Genomic DNA, 19,374 nt, shown 5'->3' on the forward strand with positions numbered 1-19,374 from the left:
GGCTCTCCTGGTACCCCCTTCAACGGGCACTGCGCTTCCGATTATTGTTCGAGTTTTCCCGCGTCGCCAGAAGCGCCATGGCAATGCGCGGGGCTATCTGGCTGCGCAAAGTCGGCAAGGATCGGGCAATCGGGCCGGTCATCGCCGCTGCACGCCTCGGCCAGCGCGCGCAGCGTATCGCGCATGGCGGCGAGTTCGGCAATGCGCTTTTCCAGGTCGGCCACATGCCGCAGCGTCATCGCCTTCACATCGGCGCTGGCGCGCCGGCGGTCATGCCACAGCGACAGCAGCCCACGGATCTCGTCGAGCGAGAACCCGAGATTACGGGCGCGCCGCACGAAGCGCAAGGTGTGCACGGCCCGCTCGTCATAGCGGCGGTAGCCGCCTTCGGTGCGCGGCGGCGCATCGACCAGGCCGATCGACTCGTAGTGCCTGATCATCTTCGCGGAAACGCCCGAAGCGTCCGCGGCCTGACCGATATTCATGCCTTCCCCTCCTGTTCGCTAGCGCCGGGATGCCAGCGGCGCAGCAGCAGCGCGTTGCTGACCACGCTCACGCTGGAAAACGCCATGGCCGCGCCGGCCACCACCGGATTGAGCAGGCCCGCCGCCGCAAGCGGAATGCCCACCACGTTGTAGAAGAACGCCCAGAACAGGTTCTGGCGGATCTTGCGCACGGTGCGGTGCGACACGGCCAGCGCATCGGCCACGAGTGCGGGATCGCCGCGCATCAGCGTGATGCCGGCGGCGTGCATGGCCACGTCGGTGCCGGTCGACATGGCGATGCCGACATCGGCCGCGGCCAGCGCCGGTGCATCGTTGATGCCGTCGCCGACCATGGCCACCACCGCGCCGTCCTGGCCCAGCGCTTGCACGCGCGCCGCCTTGTCTTCCGGCAGCACCTCGGCCTGCACTTCATCCAGCCCCAGCGCCTGCGCCACGCGCGCGGCGGCGCCGCGGTTGTCGCCGGTCAGCATCACCGTGCGCACGCCAGCGGCACGCAAGCGCGCGATGGCCGCCGGCGCGCCCGGCTTGATGGCATCGCCGAAGGCGACCAGCCCGGCCACGCGCGGCGGTTGCGTTTCGACCAGCCACGATACCGTGCGGCCCTCGTCGCGCAGGCGTTCGGCCACGGCTTGCAGCGTACCCGCATCAGCGCCTAGCGCCTCGCGCAGCCGTTCGCTGCCGAGCTGCAGGGCCTGTCCGTCGACCACGCCGGCAATGCCGCGTCCCGGCAGCGCCTGCACGTCGGCGGCCACCGGCGCGGCAATGCCGCGTGCCTGCGCCGCGTTCAGCACCGCACGCGCCAGCGGGTGTTCGCTGCCCGCCTGCAGCGCGGCCAGCCGTGCCAGCAGCCGCGCGCCGTCGGCATCATCCGCATCGGCAGCGTGCAGGGCCACGACTTCCGGGCGTCCCACGGTCAGCGTGCCGGTCTTGTCGAAGGCCACCACGCTGACGCGGTGCGCGATCTCCAGCGCCTCGGCGTCCTTGATCAGGATGCCCGCGCGCGCCCCGGCGCCGGTGCCGGCCATGATCGCGGTCGGCGTGGCCAGCCCCAGTGCGCACGGGCAGGCGATCACCAGCACCGCCACCGCATTGAGCAGCGCCGCTTCCCAGTCGCCCGCGAACACGCCCCAGCCGAGCAGCGTGAGCAGCGCGATGCCAAGTACCACGGGCACGAACACCGCGCTGACCTGGTCCACCAGGCGCTGGATCGGCGCCTTGGCGGCCTGCGCGTGCTCGACCATGCGGATGATGCGGGCCAGCACGGTCTCGGCGCCCACTGCCACGGTGCGCGCCACCATCAGGCCTTCAAAATTGATGGCGCCGCCGGTGAGCTTGTCACCGGGGCCCTTGGGCACGGGCAGGCTCTCGCCGGTCAGCATCGATTCGTCCGCGTGGCTTGTGCCTTCGATCACCACGGCATCGACGGGGATGCGCTCGCCGGGGCGCACCACCACCTCGTCATCGACGCGGACCGAACCCAGCGGCACGGTGACTTCCTGCCCGCCGCGCCGCACGCGCGCGGTGTCGGGCCGCAGCGCGGCGAGCGCGCGGATGGCGTCGGCGGTCTGGCGCTTGGCGCGCGTCTCCAGCCACTTGCCCAGCCGGACCAGCGTGATGACCACGGCGGCGCTTTCGAAATACAGATGCGGCATGCCGCCAGGCGATCGCCACATCAGCCACAGCGACAAGCCATAGGCCGCGCTCGTGCCCAGCGCCACCAGCAGGTCCATATTGCCGGCGCCGGCACGCACGGCCTTCCAGCCGGCCTTGTAGAAGCGCCAGCCGAATACGAACTGCACCGGCGTGGCGAGCAGCCACTGCACCCAGGCGGGCAGCATCCAGTGCACGCCGAACCATTCCAGCACCATCGGCGCCACCAGCGGCAAGGACAGCGCCGCAGAAAGGATCACAGGCCACGGGCCGCTCCAGAAGTCGCGCTTGGCGGCATCCGGTGCTGCGGCGGGCAGTGAGTCCGTCACGGGCGTGGCGCCATAGCCGGCGCGCGTCACGGCGGCCGCAAGGATGCCGGCATCGGTGGCGCCGCGCAGCAGCGTCACGCTGGCGCGCTCGGTCGCCAGGTTGACCTGCGCATCGAGCACGCCGGGCACCGCGCGCAGCGCGCGTTCGACACGGCCCACGCAGGAGGCGCAAGTCATGTCCGAGATATTGAGTTCCATCGTCTCGCGCGGCACTTCATAGCCGGCATCGGCAATGGCCTTGGCCGCGGCCGGCAGCACGGCGCCGCTGTCCGCATGAAGCGTGGCCTGTTCGGTCGCCAGGTTCACGGCAACGTCCCGCACGCCCGGCACCTTGGCCAGCGCATTCTCGACACGGCGCACGCATGAGGCACAGGTCATGCCGTCGATCGGCAGCCGCCACTCCGGCGCCTCGCTGCCCGTCAGGGAAGGGGAAAGGCTGGCATTCGACATCGCTTGGCTCATCCACAGTTTCGGTGACTGCATGATGGACCTTACCATGATAGGAAGGTCAAGGCGGTCTTCCGACTTTCCGGTTTTGCTTGCGCTTCCCACGGTGGGAAGGTTCACACTACGTCTGTCGCGGCGATCGTGCCGCCAGTCCATGTCAATCAGGAGGTCTCAGCCATGATCCAGTTCCAGGTCGAAGGCATGTCGTGCAACCACTGCGTCGGCGCGATTACGCGTGCGGTGCAGGGCGTCGATCCCGCTGCACGCGTGTCCGCCGATGTACCGGCGCAGTCGGTCAAGGTGGAAAGCGGCGCCGACGTGCAGGCCTTGCGCGCGGCGATCGAGGAAGCTGGCTATCCGGTGAAGTCGGCGGCGTGAGTTCCTGCGGGGTGCGCTGACGAGCCAAACAAAACGGGGCGCCCAGGGCGCCCCGTTTTCGCATGTGCTCTGTCCGGACCGGTCAGAACTTGTAGCCCACGCTCAGGAACGTCACCACCGGATCGATCTTGATCTTGGTGTGGGACACGATCGTCACCCCGGCCGCCTGCGTGGTGAACGTCGCGCGCGTCGACACCGGCACGTAGGACACCGACAGGCCGACGAACCAGTTGTCGTTAATGGCGTAGTTGGCGCCGATATTGAATACCGGGTTCCACGAGCTGTCGGCGCTGGCGCTCATCCTGGCGCCGGGGATGCCGAAGGCGTGGTTGACGAAATCCTGGTTGCTGATGGTTTCGTCGGTGAACCACGTGTAGTTCACGCCGAGGCCGACGTAGGGACGGAACTTGGCCTTGGCCTCGAAGAAGTGGTACTTCACCAGCACGGCCGGGCTCCACTGCCTGACCGAACCAAGCTTGCCGTACTGGGCATAGTCGCCGGTGCCCTTGACGTCATGCTTGGGCGGAATGCCGGCAATGAAGTCGGCCGAGATGTTGTCCGTGAAGAAATGCGCGAAGGCGAGCCCCACCGTGTCGGCGGTCTCGATGTCCGCGCCGGTGTTGGGGCGAACCATGCCGACCGGGCGGCCGTTGATGCTGTCCACCGTCAGCGGATCGGCCGAGCTGTTCGGCATGACGCGGAACCAGCCCAGGCTGATGATGTTGCTGCCCGCCGATTGTGCCTGTGCGGTGCCTGCCAGCGCCATGACAGCGCCTGCCGCCAGCATCTTCTTATAGGTCGATTTCATAGTCCTCTACTCCTCATTCGGGTTACTACCGAAGGGCATTATCCGGCCTGCGGCAGCGGGACTGTTTCATCGACGATACGGATTCGTAGAATGCCTCCCCTAAATAAAGGGTTAACCACTAAAAAATCGCATCAAGACTGACTTTCGCCCGTTGCGCCGCAGCATTCACGCAACGTTTTTGCCCCACAAGGCGAAAAAACCCTCGAATGCAAGTGGTTTTACGCGGGCGCCGACCCGGTTTTCACCGTATCAACGCCCGCACGCGCCTGTTCGCTTGCGTCAGTGCATCAGGGCGTCACGATGGCGAAGTTGCTGTCGAACTTGTCCATCAGCCCCACCCAGGTACGCAGGGCACCGGCATCACCGTCGACACGGGCGCGTCCGGCCTGCACTTCGGCCGGCAGCGTGGTTTGCCCGGCCAGCACGCCGAGCAGCCTCGTGCGCGGGATGCTCAGCGTCGCCTGCGGGGCGGCATGCTGGGCATCGGCCTTGTAGCGGAACACGCCGTTCTCCACGGTCAGCGCGTAGCGCTTGCCGGTATCGGGCTGGACCCAGTTGATGGCCAGCTTCTGCCCGGCCGCGCGCTCGCCGTTCAGGCGGATGGCAAGGTAGTCCAGGAACATGGTGTCGGTCATGGCGCGCAGCACGTCAGGATTGGCCGTGCGCGCGCCCGGATCCTTGGGCAAGCCATTGCGCAGTTCCTGCGCGCCGCTCAGGAAAGCGCTGCGCCAGGTGGCGGATTCGGTCTGGTAGCCAAGCTGCTCCAGAGCGTCGGCTTCCAGGTTGCGTGCCGCCTGGTTGGACGGATCGGCGAACACCACGTGCTTCATGACCTCGGCCACCCAGCGGTACTCGCCGCGCGCGTAGGAGGCCCTGGCCTGCTCGATCACCTTGTCGGCACCGCCCATGAACGCGACATAGTGCTTTGCTGCCTCTTCCGGCGGCAGCGGATACAGGTTGGCCGGGTTGCCGTCATACCAGCCCAGGTAGCGCTGGTAAACGGCCTTGGCGTTGTGGTTCACCGTGCCGTAGTAGTCGCGCAAGTCCCACTGGCTGGCCAGCGACGGCGGCAGCTTCACGCGCTCGCCGATCTCGGCCGGCGTGAAGCCCTGGTTGGCCAGGCGCAGCGACTGGTCGTGGATGTACTTGTAGGCATCGCGCTGGTTGCCGAGATAGCTGACGATGTTCTGCTGCCCCCACTTGGGCCAGTGGTGCTGGGCGAAGATCACTTCGGTGCGGCCGCCGAAGCGGTCGATGGTTTCGTCCAGCGCGCGCCACCACTGGTTGGCGTCGCGCACCTGTGCGCCGCGGATGGTGTAGAGGTTGTGCAGGTTATGGGTCGCGTCCTCGGCCGCGCACAGCGCCTTCCACTGCGGGAAGTACATCAGCATCTCGGCCGGGGCCTCGGTGCCGGGCGCCATCAGGAACTCGATCTTCACGCCGTCGATCGTGCGCGTCTCGCCGGTCTTGGCGATCAGGTCGGTCGGCGCGATCAGCGTGATGGTGCCGTGCGACACCTCCTTGCCCAGGCCCGAATCGACATGGCCGGTGGCCGAACGCGGCAGGTTGGTGCCGTACATGTACTGGGCCCGCCGGCCCATTGCCGTACCCGCGAACACGTTCTCGCTGACCGCCTCCTCCATGAAACCCTCGGGCGCCAGCACCTTGACGCGGCCGGCGTTCACGGCCTCCTCGGTGGTCACGCCCTTGACGCCGCCGAAGTGGTCGCCGTGGCTATGGGTGTAGATCACCGCCACCACGGGCTTCTTCGGGCGATGCTTGTAGTACAGGTCGAGCGCCGCATGCGCGGTTTCCATCGAGGTCAGCGGATCGATGATGATCAGCCCGGTATCGCCCTCGATGATGGTCATGTTCGAGATATCGAACCCGCGCACCTGGTAGATGCGGTCGGTGACCTGGAACAGGCCGTTGTTCAGGTTGACCTGGGCCTGGCGCCACAGGCTCGGGTTGACCGTATCAGGCGCCTTTGCGTCGCGCAGGAAGGCATAGGTCCCGAGCGACCAGACCACGCGGCCCTTCGCATCGCGGATCTCGTTGCCATCCAGCGTGCCGAGGAAACCGCGCTGCGCATCCTCGAAATCCTGCCGGTTGGCGAACGGCAATTGTTGCAGGACGGCCACGTTGGCCTTCGCCGTGGCCGGCGTTGCCGGCTGGGAGCCTTCGGCGGCATGGGCCGTGCCGGCCAGGCACAGCGCAGCGGCGGCCAGCGCCGCATATCGGTGAAGCATTCAGTTCTCCTTGAGAGATTGGCTCCGTGCGAGCCCGAGGAAGCAACAGGCGGCAGCCGGACTGCCGTCCACCAGCGGGGGCGCATTGTACTGAACGTTCAGTATAATTCACGAGTTTGGTTCGAATGCCGTCACACTGTCAAATTCGAATAATCAGGGATGCTCCGCCCGAACCCGCCGTGGATGTGTCTTCACCGGCTCTTTTTATCGTCCCCATGCCTGCATTCCCCCCAACGCCCTCCCCGCCCGCTGCACAGAAAAACCGTCGCGGGCTTGAAACGCGCCAACGCGTGCTCGCCGTGACGCGCGACCTGATCCGCGCGCACGGCTATGCCGAGGTAAAGCTGGATCAGATTTCCGCCAGTGCGGGCGTGGCCAAGAGCAGCCTGCTATGGCACTTCGGCAGCAAGGAAATGCTGCTGGCGGAAGCCGCGACCACGCTGTTCCGCGAAATCGGGCAGGAGATCGCGCCCGAGATCAGGGCAGGAGAAACGCCGGCGCGCCGCCTCGATCGTGTATTCGAACAGGTCGCAAAGGCCTTCTCGGCCAATCCCGAAACCAAGGGCGTAGTGCTCGGCATGCTGTTCTCGGGCAACTTGCCGGCCAGCGTGCGCGCCGAAATCCACCGTGGCTGGGAAGGCCACGTGCAGGGACTGGTTGATGCGTTCACGCAACCGCAGCGGGCGATGCCGGCCACGATGGCGCGGCTGATGGTGTCCACCTTCCATGGCTGCTACTGCCACTGGTACGCCGGCGGATGCAGCGAACCGATTGCCGCCTACCTTGAGCCGGCGCGGGAACTGTTCCAGATGTGGCTGGCGTCCCCGCCCGCGCAGTAGCACTCAGTCCTGCCGGCTGGCCAGCACGCAGGCCGCGAGGTCCCACAGCGCGTAGCCCACGCTCTTGAATACCAGCGGGCTGCCGGCGCGCGCCCGGATGGCATCGGCCTGCAGGATCGCGGTCTCGAACGGCTGCACCGTGGCCCAGTCGATACCGGCCTGCAACAGGTCGCCGGCCTCGTCCTCGATGCCGAACAGCGTATCCGCGAGCAGCCGCCCGCTGGCCGAGGCCGCCTGGCACAGTGCCGGCGGCAGTTCGCACATATCGGGACGGAATGCGCCGACGGCCGCAATGAACTGGTCGTCGCGCCACAAGCCACTATCGAGATCGGGCAGCACCGGGATGCGGCTCGATGTCACCGTCACCACCATCGACACGCGCGGCAACACGCTTGCGACGTCATCGACCACCTCCGCCTCGACACCAAGCGTGCCGGCATGCGCGGCGAGCGCTTCGGCCTTGTCGCGCGTGCGCGAATGCAGCCAGACGCGGCGTACCGGCAATCCGGCGATGAAGGCCTCCAGGTGCGTCAACGCCTGCACGCCCGCGCCGATGATGAGCAGTTCGCCATCCGGTCGTGCAGCAAAGCGCTGCGCGGCCAGCAGCGACACCGCCGCCGTGCGCCGGCCGGTGACCGTCGGGCCATCGAGCATCGCCACGCGCGCGCCGGTATGCGCATCGGCCACCACCACTTCGCCAAGGATATTCGGCAAGCCGCGCCGCGGATTGTCCGGATGCACGGTGATGTTCTTGGTCATCACCAGCCGGCGGTTGCGCGCGGGCATCACCAGCAGCGTGCCCTCGCCGTCCTGCGCATCGCCGACCGGCAGCGCGATACGCGGCGGCGCCATGGCCGTGCCCTCGCGCAGCTCGGCCAGCATGTCGGCGATGGCATCGGCCAGCTCGGGATAAGGCAGGCGCGCCGCCGTGCTGGCGGCATCGAGGGGAATCAGGGACATGCGGCACTCCGTCGGGCACGGTTCAGGGCTCGTCATTATGCGGCCCCGCGTCCGCCCTCAGCGTGCCAGCATCGGCATTACATGCTCGGCGTAGCGTGTACCCGACGCTGCGCCCGCGGGGAAAATGGCGTCGATTTCCGCGAGTTCGCTGGCATCGAGCCGCACGTCGAGTGCGCCGAGGTTGTCGTCGAGATTGGCGATGCGGCGCGTGCCGGGAATCGGCACCACCTGCTGGCCGCGCGCCAGCACCCAGGCCAGCGCGAGTTGCGCCGGCGTGCAGTCCTTGGCGGCAGCCAGTGCGCGCACCTTGTCGACCAGCACGAGATTGCGTGCGAAGTTCTCGCCCATGAAACGCGGGTTGGACCGGCGGAAATCGTCCGCGTCGAAATCCTCCGGGCTGCGGATGGCCCCTGTCAGGAAGCCGCGCCCAAGCGGGCTGTACGGCACGAACCCGATACCGAGCCGCTCGCACGTGGCCAGAATGCCGTCGATCTCGACGTCACGCGTCCACAGCGAATACTCGCTCTGCAGCGCGGAGACCGGATGCACTTTGTGCGCGCGTTCGAGGGTCTGTGCGCCGGCCTCGGACAGGCCGATCCACCGGATCTTGCCGGCCTTCACGAGATCCGCCATGGCGCCCACGGTTTCCTCGATGGGCACCTGCGGATCGATGCGGTGCTGGTAATACAGGTCGATGTGCTCGACGCCGAGCCGCTTCAGGCTCGCCTCGCAACTTGCGCGTACATACTCGGGCCGGCCGTTGACGCCGCGCGCCGCCGGCTGCGACAGGTCGCGCACGATGCCGAACTTGGTCGCCAGCACGACCTGGTCGCGCCGCCCGGCAATGGCGCGCCCAACCAGTGCTTCATTGGTGTGCGGGCCGTAGATGTCGGCGGTGTCGAGCAGCGTGATGCCGTGGTCGAGCGCGTGCTGGATGGTACGGATCGATTCCGCGTCATCGTGCGCGCCGTAGAAATCGCTCATCCCCATGCAGCCGAGGCCGATGGCCGAGACCTTGGGACCGTGGTTGCCCAGTTGGCGTGAAGGAATCGAGGTGGCATTTCCGGTCATGCTGGCTCCTGATGGATGGCGTCGCACACGGCGACGAATGCAGGCAAGTATGGCCAGTCGACGGCCACGGAGCCAGCATGCTACGCTGCATGCATCATGAAGCCTGACTTCACAATCGATGCCGATTCCCTGCCTGCACTAGCGGCGTTCGTGCGCGTGGCCCGCCACGGCAGCTTCACGGCCGCCGCCGCGGCGCTGGCGGTCAGCCCGTCTGCGGTATCGCAGACCATTCGCCAGCTCGAAGCGCGGCTGGGCGTGCGTCTCCTGCAGCGCACCACGCGCAGCGTCGGGCTGACGGAAGCGGGCGCGGCATTGCTTGCCCGCATCGAGCCCGCGCTGCAGGAAATCGGCGCGGCCACCGACGATGTGCGCCAGCAGCGCGACATCCCGGTTGGCACGCTGCGCCTGACCACGCCCAATACCGCCGGTGCCATCGTGCTGCGGCCGCTGCTGGCGGCCTTCGTGCGCGCGTACCCAGGCATTTGCGTCGACGTGGTCACCGACGACCGCTTTGCCGACCTGGTCGCAGAAGGCTTCGACGCCGGCCTGCGCCTGGGCGAGGCTCTGCAGCGTGACATGGTGGCAATCCCTGTCACCGGCCCGCTGCGCATGGTCGTGGCAGCCGCGCCCGCCTATCTCGCGCAACATGGCACGCCGCAGACCCCTTCCGACCTGCACGCGCATGCCTGCCTGCAATACCGCTTCGGTCCGCATGGCAGCGTCTACCGGTGGGAATTCATCGAAGACGGCCGCACCTTCACCGTGGACACGCGCGCCACGCTGATCGCCAACGACAAGACGCTGCTGCACCAGGCCGCGCTGGATGGTGCGGGGCTGATCTACGAGTTTCCCCACCACGTCCGTGCAGCGCTCGACGATGGCCGGCTCGTCACCGTGCTGGAGCGCTGGCTGCCGCCGTTCGACGGCTTCTACCTTTACTACCCCGGCCGCGCGCTGATGCCCCCGAAGCTGCGTGCCTTCGTCGATTTCCTCAAGGCGCACGCACCTGCTTCAGCGGGCGCCGCGTCCCGCTGAAGCGGCCGGCGCACGCACGCTCGCGCCGCGCACTTCAATGCCGATGCGGTGCACCACCTTGCCGGCCGCATCCAGCAGTTCCACCTGATGGCGGCCCGGCCATGGCAGCCACGCCACTTCGCCACCGCGCCCGAGCGGCTTGCCGTCCATGCGCCAGCTCACCATGCGCGCGGTCTGGCCGGACACGCCTTCGGCGTGGAACCACACGCGCTGCGCGGACGGCGGCATGTCCGGATCGAGCGCGAAAATAGTCCCGTCGGCGGGGTTTGCGATCGCCGGCACGCCGGCGCGCGTCGACGATGTGCCGACATTGACATGCGTGAGCGCCGTGCCTGCCAGGAACACTTCCTCGCGCGCAGGCTCCAGATCATCGGAGAAGGTCAGCGCCACACGTTCGACACCCGCCGCCACGCCGGGGGCCATGCTCGGCTGCGAACGGTGCAGCGCCTCCATCACGTCATGCCATACCGGCGCCGCGCCCGAGACGCCCGACACATCGTGCATGCTGGCCCCGCTGGCGTTGCCGACCCACACGCCCACGGTGTAGCGCTGCGACCAGCCGATGCACCAGTTGTCGCGCATGTCCTTGCTCGTGCCGGTCTTCACCGCCGTCCAGAAGCGCGTGGTCAGCGGGCTGTCGAGACCGAAGGTGCGCGCGCGCGCATGCCGATCGGACAGGATGTCGCCGATCACATAAGCCGCCGCCGGCGACATCACCGCCGTCGACGGAATGGATGCCACGCCGGCGCGCGTGCGTACCGGGCCGTAGCGGCCGCCGTTCGCGAGCGCCCGATACGCATTGGTCAGCGCCAGTAGCGACACATCCGCGCTGCCCAGCGCGAGGCTGTAGCCGTAGTAGTCCCCGGCCTCGGTCAGGGGCAGCCCCAGCGCCACCAGCCGCTTGTGGAAGCGGTGCGGGGTCACCATCACCAGCGTGCGCACGGCGGGCACGTTCAGCGATGCCGCCAGTGCCGCACGCGTGCTCACCCAGCCCGCATAGCGATGGTCGTAGTTCTGCGGCACGTACAGCCCGCCGCCCACGGGTAAATTGACGGGACGATCATCCAGCAGCGAGGCTGCCGTCAGCCGCCGCTCTTCCAATGCCTGCTCGTACAGGAACGGCTTCAGCGTCGAGCCGGCCTGGCGCAGCGCCTGCGCGTGGTCCACCTGCGCCGCGCCGGACAGTTCGCCCGACGACCCAACGTAGGCGAGCACGTCGCCGCTGGCGTTGTCGATCACCACCACCGCGCCGTCTTCCACGTGCCGGCCGGCCAGTTCGCGCAGATGCCGCTGCAGGCTTGCCACGGCCACCCGCTGCAGCCCGGCATCGAGCGTCGAGCGGAGATACGGCGGAACGGGTGCATGCGGGCCCTCTTGCCCACGCGCCTGGCTCAACAGCATGCGACCCAGGTGCGGTGCCGCTTGCCCCGGCAATGCCGACGCCGCCGCCCCGCGCTGCACGACGCTGCCCGTGCGCAACAGCGCCAGTTGCGCGAAGCCCTCCAGCCCCTCGCATTCGCGCGGCACGCGCATCTCGCGCAAGATGCCGCACGCGCGTCGTGCGACTTGCGCGGCTTTGGCATTGGGCGCGCGAACGAGCGCCACGGCGAGCGCCGATTCGCGCGCATCGAGCCCTTCCGGAAACTTGCCGAACAACGCCTGCGACATCGCCGACAGGCCGACCAGTTCGCCGCGGAACGGCACCAGGTTCAGGTACGCCTCCAGGATCTGTTCCTTGCTCCAGCTTCGCTCCAGCAACGTGGCGCCGGCGGCCTGCCCAAGCTTCTGCGTGACGCTGCGGCCCGCGCCCGCGCTGCCGGGCCGGCGCAGGTCTTCATCGAGCAGCCCGGCGAGCTGCATGGTCAGCGTGGACGCACCGCGCGTGCGCGTGTTCCAGAAATTGGCCCACGCCGCCGCAGCCACGCCTTGCCAGTCGACGCCGCTGTGCGCGTAGAAGCGCTTGTCCTCCGACAGCACGATGGCGGTACGCAGCGCGGGCGAGGTTTCCGCGAGCGTGACCCAATCGCCGCGGCGCACGCGGAAGTCATCGCGCAGGCGCGCAATGGTTTCGCCGTTGCGGTCGGTGATGACGACGTCGGTGCTGCGCCAGTCGGCGCGGACCTGGGCGAAGGATGGGAGGGCTTGGGCGGGAGGCGCAGCACATACCAGTGCCACGGCAAACATGAATCCCAATGCATGCCGGACTGCAGGTTTGCTCCCCTCTCCCACAAGTGGGAGACGGGAGCAAACCGGCGAAACACGAAGCCCTGCGAACACAGCTGCAACCCCCTTCATGCCCCACTCTCTCCGCGATTCCCCACGATGCCTGCGACCATCAGCACCTGCGCGGCCGCATACGTCCACCAGATGCCCAGCTGGAAACTATCGAACGGCACGAGGAAGCGCGCAATGCCGATCATCATGTCAGACGCAGCGAAACACAGCGCACCCAGCGCGGTGAACGGCGTCGGCAGCTTCGCCACCAGCGCGGCGCAGACCATCGCCGCCAGCACGATGACGTACACCGTCACCGGCCCCGCCAGCGTGCCCAGGTTGGGCCAGAAGCGGCCCAGCATCGTGCCGGCCACACCGATCATCGCGCCGCACGCGACCAGCCGGTGCGCGCGCCAGTCGCCCGCGAGCGGCACCAGCACCCGCAGATAGGCGAGATGCGCGAGCAGGAACGCGCCGAGGCCGCCCACGAACGAACTGCGCAGCGCCGGCACCGCGAGCAGCAAATCCCCGATCGCGGAGCACACCAGCGCAATCACCAGCCAGCGCCGCTCCTTCAACGGGCGATGGAACCACGCGGCACGCGCCAGCATCAGCGCCATCGCGATCTTCCACGCGGGCTGCAGCGCGATCTGGCCGGTCAGCGGCGCGCCCTCGGGCAGCTCCATCGCTACCTGCACCAGCAGCGCCCCATAGACCACGCCCGCCAGGGTGCCGGCCAGCCACCACTCGCGCACGCGCGCCGGCATCATGAGCGCGAGCCAGCTCATGGGCGGGCTCCGACGGTCAGGCGCGCATTCGGCGCCGCGCCGAACACATCCGGCGCATACATGGCTTCGACGCGCGTCGGCGGCAGCGCGAAGTCGCCGGCGTTGTTCAGGCGCACCGTGTATTCGACCGAGATGCTGCCCTTGGGCAGGTACTCGTAGTACTCGCGGTAAGCCTGCGGCGTGCGTTCGGTATAGGCGGCCCAGGCCATGCCCTTGCGCCGCTCGCCGCGCGTGGCGATGGCCGAATCGCGCCCCAGCCCGCTGCCGAGGATGGTCGCGCCGGCCGGGACCGGATCGCTGACCACCACCCACGTCATGTCGGCCTGCGCGTCGATGTCAAGCTTCACGCGATACGTATCGCCGCGCGACCACTTGCCCGACACCGCCTGCTCCACCGGCGTCACCGTGCGGCGCACGCGATAGCCGGCGGCCAGCGGTCCCGACAGCGGCACCGCGGCCATGGCGCGCACCGTGGCCCACGGATGCCCCGCGCCGGCCTGTTCGAGCTGCAGCGTGCCGCCGCCCTCCCCGGTCGGCCACGGCAGGTCGACGCTACCCTGCGCCACGCCGTCGCGGCGCTGTGCGCGGCTCCAGTCGAAGCTGCGCGCGCTTTCCCCGCCACCACTCACCGACAGGCGCGTGCTGCCAGCCACCGGAGTCTTCTCGAACGCCTGCGCAAAGCGCGCGATCGCCAGCATGCCCCATGCATTGGCATTGGTCGTGCCCCATGCCCCGCGCACCTGGCGTCCGATCAATCCCGTGGCAAGCTGCGGCGCATCGTCCTTCCAGCCCGGCACTTCCGCGGCCAGCGCGAGCAGGCGTGCCGCATTTACGTCGCCACCGGCCATCAGCCACCACCAGTCGTCGCTGCGCTCGGTCGAGAACGCCAGCCGCGTGCCCTGCACCGTCAGGCGCGCGCGCAGCAGCTGCTGCGCTTCGGCAAGCCGCGCTTCGCGCTGAGGAATGTCCTGCATGCGCGACAGCAGCAGGGCCCAGTCGATCAGCGCCGAGGTCGGCCACTGCGCCGGCAGGATCTGGATCGACCCCAGCATGCGTGCCTGCGCGTGCCCCGTGCGCGACAGCGCTTCGAGCGCGGCCAGCTTGCGGACTTCGAGATCCATCGTGGCTGCGGAAGGACTCCACGCATCCGGGCGGATGCGACCTTCGACGAACGCTGTCAGGCCCCGTTCCATCTGCGCGCGCTGCTCGTCAGGCACGCGCAGCGTCAGGCCCGCTTTCGCGGCTTCGTCGCTGATCGACAGCAGGTAGGCCGTCAGGGCGACGCTGCCGCTCTGGCTGTCGCTGCGCAACGGGAAGTACGAGGCCAGGCCATTCGCATCGAGGTATGACGGCAGCTGGTTCATCAGCGCGTCCCACGCCGTGTTGTCAGCGAGGCCGATGGCCTTCGACGCACGCTGCTCCAGGCAGCTGAACGGGTAGTTGAGGAACCACTCGCGCACGCCCGGCATGCCGCCCGCGAGCGACGACTGCAGGTTCACCTGCAGGCCGCCGCGCAGCTTGCCCGTCGGATCGGTGAGCGCACCGGGCGGCGCCTTCACGGGCACCGACAGCCCCGGCGTCAGTTGCGCCAGCGTCGCCTGCTGCGCCGTCACCGGCTCCGCCGGCACGATCTGCTGCGATACCTTGATGCGGTCCGCCGCGCCCCCCGCGCCCTGCTCGGCGGCCTGCACTTCCCACTGGATCGTGCCGCTGCGCGAGTACGCGAGCAGCGCCGGCGCGGTGACATCCCAGCCGATCTCGCGTGCCTCGCCAGCCGGTATCTGCACGGTCTGCGCAGGCAGCGCGTTGGCATTGTCGACCAGCGTGGCGCGTGCGCTGGCTTGCACCGTCATGGCCCGCTTGGTTGTATTGCGCAGCGTGAACATGGCGCGATAGCGGTCGTCTTCGCGCACCAGCAGCGGCAGGCCGGAAATCAGCTGCAGGTCCTGCGTGGCCGCGATGGTCGCGCTGCCGGTGCCAAAGCGCCCGACGCCAAGGTCGGCCACCGCGACGATGCGGAAGCTGGTCAGCGAATCATTGAGCGGCACTTCCACCGTGGCCTTGCCCTCGGCATCGAGCTGCACGCGCGGGTTCCACAGCAGCAGCGTGTCGAACAGTTCGCGCGTCGGACTCTTGCCGCCGCCACCGCCGGCCGGCACCGCCTTGCGCCCATAGTGCCGGCGCCCGATGATTTCCATCTGCGCCGTGGCGGTCTCCACGCCGTAGCTGCGCCGTTGCAGCATGGCGTCGAGCAGGTCCCAGCTGTTGTTCGGCATCAACTCCAGCAGCGCCTGGTCCACCGCGGCCAGCGCGATCTCGCCATTGGCCGCGGGCTTGCCGTCGGGCAGCTTCACCTGCAGTGCCACGCGCGCCTTGCCGCGCACGGTATAGGACGCCTTGTCCGGCGTCACGGTGACATCGAGCCGGTGCGCCTCGTTGCCGACGCGGATCTCCGCCAGGCCAAGCCGGAAAGCCGGCCTGGACAGGTCCACCAGCGCGGTCGGCGCCGCGTATTCCTTGCCCTCGCTGCGGAACGCCCGCCACCATTCGCCCGGCTGGCGCCAGCCCCACGTGAAGAACGAATACCAGGGCACTTCACGCAGGCGTCCGCGGATCGTCATCACCGACACGTAGACGTTGGGGCCCCACTCCGGCTTGACCTTCACGCGTACCGTGGGATCGCTGCCATGGAGTTCGACCACTTGCGTCTCGAGCACGCCTTCACGCTCCACCGCGACCAGCGCCGTGGCCTCGCGGAACGGCATGCGCACCTGGAACACGGCGGTGTCGCCGGGCGCGTACTGCTTCTTCTCGGGCAGCACGTCGATGCGGTCATGGTTCTCGCCGCCGAACCACAGCTCGCCCTGGCGCGTGACCCATACCGTCGAGGCCGCCTGCGTGCTGCGGCCATCCTTGTCCCGTGCAATCGCCACCAGCTCCACCTGGCCCGCCTGGTCCAGCGTGATATCGCAGCGCGCGCGGCCCTGTGCGTCGGTACGCGTCTCGCACACCGTGCCGAGGTCGCGGCTCTCGCTGCGGTTGTCGTAGCGGTAGAAGCCGCCTACCACACGCTTGCGCGTCGAAGTGGTGAGGCGTGCCCGTGCGTTGAACTTCACCGGCGTATCGGCCACCGGCTTGCCCTGCGTGTCGAGCACCAGGCCGTGCACGGCCAGCTTCTGCTTGACCGATACCCAGCCATCGGTGCGGATACCCGCCACCACGGCGGCAGGCCATACCGGCACGGTCTGGCGCAGCGTCTGGATCTCGCCGTTCGGGTCGGCAAAGCCGGCTTCGAGCACCAGGTCGCGCGGCGCATCGGTCTTCGGCATCTTGCGCAGCGTGACCGTGCCATTGCCGTTCTTGTCGAGCGTCACCGGCAGCTTGTCGGCGACCAGTTTCTGGCCGCCGTCGCGAGCCTGGCCTTCGTCGACCTGATCCATCTCCTCGTCGCCGGAGGTGTTCTCGCGCGTGGCGCGCGGCGGCGTGAACGAGTATTCGTCGTAACCGGGGAAGCTGACCCACTTGTCGCGCAGCAGCGCCGACACGCGCACCGGCAGGCCAATGGCCGCGCCGCCGGATACGTAATGCACTTCGACACTGACTGGCACTTCAGCCGGCGCCATCAGGGCGCCGCCCTTGCCGCCTTGTCCACCCGTGGCTTGCAGCGTGCCGGTCAGTACCGGCAGCCGGAACGCCTCCACGCGGAAACTGCCGCTGGCATAGGTGCGCGCGTGGTTGTCGTCGGCGCCATTGCCGCCGCTGGCTTCGGTCTGCAACTCGACGCCGTAGACCCCGAGCTTGGCAGCGGGCGGCACCTGGAAGCTGCTTTCGGCGCTGCGCCCGCCGGTCGCGGTATTGCGCCACTGCAGCGGCAGTTCGTAGGTCTGGCCGCTGCCTTCATGGCGGATCACCACCGTCTGCGGCAGCTTGCGGTTCGCGGGCGGCAAGGCAAAGCCCTGTGCGGTCTCGGCACGGATGAAATGCTTCATCGACACCGTTTCGCCGGCGCGCAGCAGCGTGCGGTCGAACACGGTATGCGCGCGCACGGTCTGTGCCGCGCTGGCATCGGTCGGCACGTTGAAGCGCCAGGTCTCGATGCCGCGGTTCCAGTCGGACATCACGAAGGCCATGTCGGCCTTGCCGCGTGCCTCCGGATGCGTGGCCGCGATGCGCGCGGAAACAAAATAGCCCGACAGGCCATTGCCGTCGCAGCTGCGGCCGCGCACATCGTCGAGCCTGGCGAAGCGCACGATGCCGCTGGCATCGGTACGGCCTTCGCCGAGCAACCTGCCGGAACAGTCACGCACGGCAACGGCGGCGTCGCGTACGGGCTTGCCGTCATCGAGCGCGGTCACCCACGCCAGGCCGCTCATCGCGCCGTCGCCCTCACCGCGCGCCAGCTTGAAATGCACGCCAAGGTTGGTGACCAGCGCGGCCGTACGCACATACATCGGCGCGCGCTTGCCGAGCAGCGCCTGGCCGAGCATCGGCGATGCAATCTCGACCACATGGAAGCCCGGTTCCGGCAACGGAATGCCGACCACCTCGAAGGGCCGCGGCGCATCGCCCGAAGGCTTGGGCACAGAGAGCTTCTGCACGCCCGCCGCGCGTTCCAGCAGTGACACCGAGCGCGCTTCGATCGACGGGGCATTGCGCGGATTGTTCACGCCGTAGGGAGAATGGCCCGCCAGCACCGCGTCGAGTTCCGCGCGTGTCCAGCTGGTCTCGTGCATGCGGCGCACCAAGCCCAGCCAACGCAGCACGGCGCCATCGTCATCGACCTTGAGCTTCATCACCGTGCCCGCCTGCGCCTGCACGCCGCGCACCTGCAGGTCGGCTTCGACGTTGCGCAGCGTCACCGGCAGCAGCGGCGGATAGTCGGCCGGCGCCTTGCCCTTGGGCAGTTCGCCGAAGCGCTCCACCACGCCGAACGGCGCCGCGGCAAACTTTGCCAGCGGCGGCATGGCCGCGGTCGATACCTTGAGCGGAAACAGGTCGGCATTGGACAGCGTGCGGCCACTGTCGTCCTTCAGGTCACGCGGGATCTCGATGGTGAAATCGGCCTTCTCCGGAAACGGTGCGGCGAAGGCGAGCGACGTGACGCTGGCATCCGGCGCGAGATCCGCATCGAACTGCGGCGCGCGCGGGCCCGACGGCGTCTTCAGCACCACGTGCTCGGCCAGCTTGCGCCCGATCGGCGCCGAGAATGAGATCGTCATCGGCCGCAGTGGCGTGCAGGGTGACTGCGCGTGCTCGCGCTCGCAACTGAAGCTCGCGGTGAACGGCTCGCGCACGGTGTAATCGAAGCGGCGCTCGTCGCGCGTGGCGATGCCCGACGGCGTGGCAATGCCCGCGCCAAGCACCAGCTGCATGCGCGCGCCTGCCGGCAGCCGCTGCTGGCAGGCCAGCAGGTGGATCGCGTCGGGCGCGTCCTTGGCCAGGCGCTTCCAGTAGATGGCGTCGACCACGGCATCGCGCTCCTTGCCGGCCAGCAGGCGCACGGGAATGCGTTCGCCCAGGCCCTCCGCCTGGCACCACGCATGATCGCGCACCGAGGCCGCGGTGGCCGCGCCGTTGAAGCGCAGCGCGAAAACCTGGTCCTCCTCGATCTCGCCGCCCGACGGACGGTTGGCCACGACCGTGGGGCCGCCGGTCTCGAACCGGTACTCGGCCTTGCCCGCGTAGGGCTTGCCGGCCACGCTGCGCAGGCTGGCGGACATCCGCACGGAACACCGCACACCGGGCGGCAGGTCGTGCTCGAAGTCGAACACCCAGTTGCTGGCATCGACCCAGCGCCCCTGCCCCGCCGTGGCCGCGCCGGTACAGGAAAGGGCTGCCGGCGCAGCAGCCTTGACGTCGCCCATCGGCACCATGGCTTCGTCGAAACGAATCGCCACCTGGCGCACCTGTGGAACCGTTCCCTCTGGCGAGAAGCGCGTGACCTGCGCCGCGAACGCGGTCGACATCAGCAGCCCTGCCAGCACGCCCGCCATCGCGACGCGGCTTGCCGACGCGCGCTGGCCAAGTTCCCGACCCCGTCGGGCAACGATTCCCATCATCCTGCAATCCTCCCGTCAAAGCACCCGGCGAGGGTGACATG

At 68.6% G+C, this 19,374-nt stretch carries 12 protein-coding genes; 3 read left to right on the plus strand and 9 right to left on the minus strand.

From position 1 onward, the window contains the following. Positions 1 to 41 precede the first annotated feature (41 nt). Both cueR and ACIGJB_RS16530 read right to left on the minus strand, forming a co-directional pair. Positions 42 to 485, minus strand: a complete 444-nt coding sequence (gene cueR / locus ACIGJB_RS16525; protein WP_483730751.1) for a Cu(I)-responsive transcriptional regulator — start codon at positions 483 to 485, stop codon at positions 42 to 44. Next, entirely contained in the window at positions 482 to 2,947 is a 2,466-nt protein-coding gene (locus ACIGJB_RS16530; RefSeq protein ID WP_483730752.1) for a heavy metal translocating P-type ATPase, read from the minus strand. Before ACIGJB_RS16530 ends, cueR begins: the two co-directional genes overlap by 4 nt. Before the next feature lie 162 nt (positions 2,948 to 3,109). Here ACIGJB_RS16530 and ACIGJB_RS16535 point away from each other — a divergent pair, with 162 nt between their 5' ends. Next, positions 3,110 to 3,310 carry a heavy-metal-associated domain-containing protein gene (locus tag ACIGJB_RS16535; protein WP_224000863.1) on the plus strand — a complete coding sequence of 67 codons (201 nt, stop codon included), beginning with the start codon at positions 3,110 to 3,112 and terminating at the stop codon, positions 3,308 to 3,310. A gap of 82 nt (positions 3,311 to 3,392) precedes the next feature. Here the strand turns inward: ACIGJB_RS16535 and ACIGJB_RS16540 are convergent, their stop codons facing one another. Next, positions 3,393 to 4,118 (minus strand): OmpW/AlkL family protein, encoded by a 726-nt coding sequence (locus ACIGJB_RS16540; protein WP_483730753.1) that lies wholly within the window; start codon positions 4,116 to 4,118, stop codon positions 3,393 to 3,395. Positions 4,119 to 4,405: 287 nt separating this feature from the next. After that, positions 4,406 to 6,367 carry an alkyl/aryl-sulfatase gene (locus tag ACIGJB_RS16545; protein ID WP_483730754.1) on the minus strand — a complete coding sequence of 654 codons (1,962 nt, stop codon included), beginning with the start codon at positions 6,365 to 6,367 and terminating at the stop codon, positions 4,406 to 4,408. A gap of 215 nt (positions 6,368 to 6,582) precedes the next feature. Here ACIGJB_RS16545 and ACIGJB_RS16550 point away from each other — a divergent pair, with 215 nt between their 5' ends. Then, entirely contained in the window at positions 6,583 to 7,206 is a 624-nt protein-coding gene (locus ACIGJB_RS16550) for a TetR/AcrR family transcriptional regulator (protein ID WP_483730755.1), read from the plus strand. A gap of 3 nt (positions 7,207 to 7,209) precedes the next feature. On the opposite strand, the gene ACIGJB_RS16555 is transcribed toward ACIGJB_RS16550, so the two are convergent. Beyond that, a complete protein-coding gene (locus ACIGJB_RS16555; RefSeq protein ID WP_483730756.1) occupies positions 7,210 to 8,166 on the minus strand; it encodes a delta(1)-pyrroline-2-carboxylate reductase family protein in 957 nt (318 codons plus the stop codon). Positions 8,167 to 8,223: 57 nt separating this feature from the next. Further along, positions 8,224 to 9,237: an aldo/keto reductase gene (locus ACIGJB_RS16560; RefSeq protein ID WP_483730757.1), complete on the minus strand. Its 1,014-nt coding sequence runs from the start codon at positions 9,235 to 9,237 to the stop codon at positions 8,224 to 8,226. A 96-nt stretch (positions 9,238 to 9,333) separates the two neighbouring features. Between ACIGJB_RS16560 and ACIGJB_RS16565 the strand changes: the two genes are divergently transcribed. After that, positions 9,334 to 10,272 carry a LysR family transcriptional regulator gene (locus ACIGJB_RS16565; RefSeq protein ID WP_483730758.1) on the plus strand — a complete coding sequence of 313 codons (939 nt, stop codon included), beginning with the start codon at positions 9,334 to 9,336 and terminating at the stop codon, positions 10,270 to 10,272. On the opposite strand, the gene pbpC is transcribed toward ACIGJB_RS16565, so the two are convergent. The 3 genes from pbpC to ACIGJB_RS16580 all read right to left on the minus strand — a co-directional run bounded on the left by pbpC (position 10,249) and on the right by ACIGJB_RS16580 (position 19,333). Beyond that, positions 10,249 to 12,456, minus strand: a complete 2,208-nt coding sequence (gene pbpC / locus ACIGJB_RS16570) for a penicillin-binding protein 1C (protein ID WP_483730759.1) — start codon at positions 12,454 to 12,456, stop codon at positions 10,249 to 10,251. The two genes, ACIGJB_RS16565 and pbpC, sit on opposite strands and share 24 nt — an antisense overlap. 107 nt (positions 12,457 to 12,563) lie before the next feature. Beyond that, positions 12,564 to 13,274, minus strand: coding sequence for a lysoplasmalogenase (locus tag ACIGJB_RS16575; RefSeq protein WP_483730760.1), 711 nt, complete (start codon positions 13,272 to 13,274; stop codon positions 12,564 to 12,566). Continuing rightward, positions 13,271 to 19,333 carry an alpha-2-macroglobulin family protein gene (locus tag ACIGJB_RS16580; RefSeq protein WP_483730761.1) on the minus strand — a complete coding sequence of 2,021 codons (6,063 nt, stop codon included), beginning with the start codon at positions 19,331 to 19,333 and terminating at the stop codon, positions 13,271 to 13,273. The genes ACIGJB_RS16575 and ACIGJB_RS16580 overlap by 4 nt, the downstream gene beginning before the upstream one ends. Positions 19,334 to 19,374 lie beyond the last annotated feature (41 nt).

This window comes from Cupriavidus sp. C2SS-8b (genome assembly GCF_057073745.1).

Excerpts from the sequence above, each read along its gene's own strand:
- ACIGJB_RS16550 (WP_483730755.1), top strand. The coding sequence starts at position 6,583 with ATGCCTGCATTCCCCCCAACGCCCTCCCCGCCCGCTGCACAGAAAAAC.
- ACIGJB_RS16535 (WP_224000863.1), top strand. The coding sequence starts at position 3,110 with ATGATCCAGTTCCAGGTCGAAGGCATGTCGTGCAACCACTGCGTCGGC.
- ACIGJB_RS16565 (WP_483730758.1), top strand. The coding sequence starts at position 9,334 with ATGAAGCCTGACTTCACAATCGATGCCGATTCCCTGCCTGCACTAGCG.
- pbpC (WP_483730759.1), bottom strand. The coding sequence starts at position 12,456 with ATGTTTGCCGTGGCACTGGTATGTGCTGCGCCTCCCGCCCAAGCCCTC.
- cueR (WP_483730751.1), bottom strand. The coding sequence starts at position 485 with ATGAATATCGGTCAGGCCGCGGACGCTTCGGGCGTTTCCGCGAAGATG.
- ACIGJB_RS16560 (WP_483730757.1), bottom strand. The coding sequence starts at position 9,237 with ATGACCGGAAATGCCACCTCGATTCCTTCACGCCAACTGGGCAACCAC.
- ACIGJB_RS16555 (WP_483730756.1), bottom strand. The coding sequence starts at position 8,166 with ATGTCCCTGATTCCCCTCGATGCCGCCAGCACGGCGGCGCGCCTGCCT.
- ACIGJB_RS16540 (WP_483730753.1), bottom strand. The coding sequence starts at position 4,118 with ATGAAATCGACCTATAAGAAGATGCTGGCGGCAGGCGCTGTCATGGCG.
- ACIGJB_RS16545 (WP_483730754.1), bottom strand. The coding sequence starts at position 6,367 with ATGCTTCACCGATATGCGGCGCTGGCCGCCGCTGCGCTGTGCCTGGCC.
- ACIGJB_RS16530 (WP_483730752.1), bottom strand. The coding sequence starts at position 2,947 with ATGAGCCAAGCGATGTCGAATGCCAGCCTTTCCCCTTCCCTGACGGGC.
- ACIGJB_RS16575 (WP_483730760.1), bottom strand. The coding sequence starts at position 13,274 with ATGAGCTGGCTCGCGCTCATGATGCCGGCGCGCGTGCGCGAGTGGTGG.
- ACIGJB_RS16580 (WP_483730761.1), bottom strand. The coding sequence starts at position 19,333 with ATGATGGGAATCGTTGCCCGACGGGGTCGGGAACTTGGCCAGCGCGCG.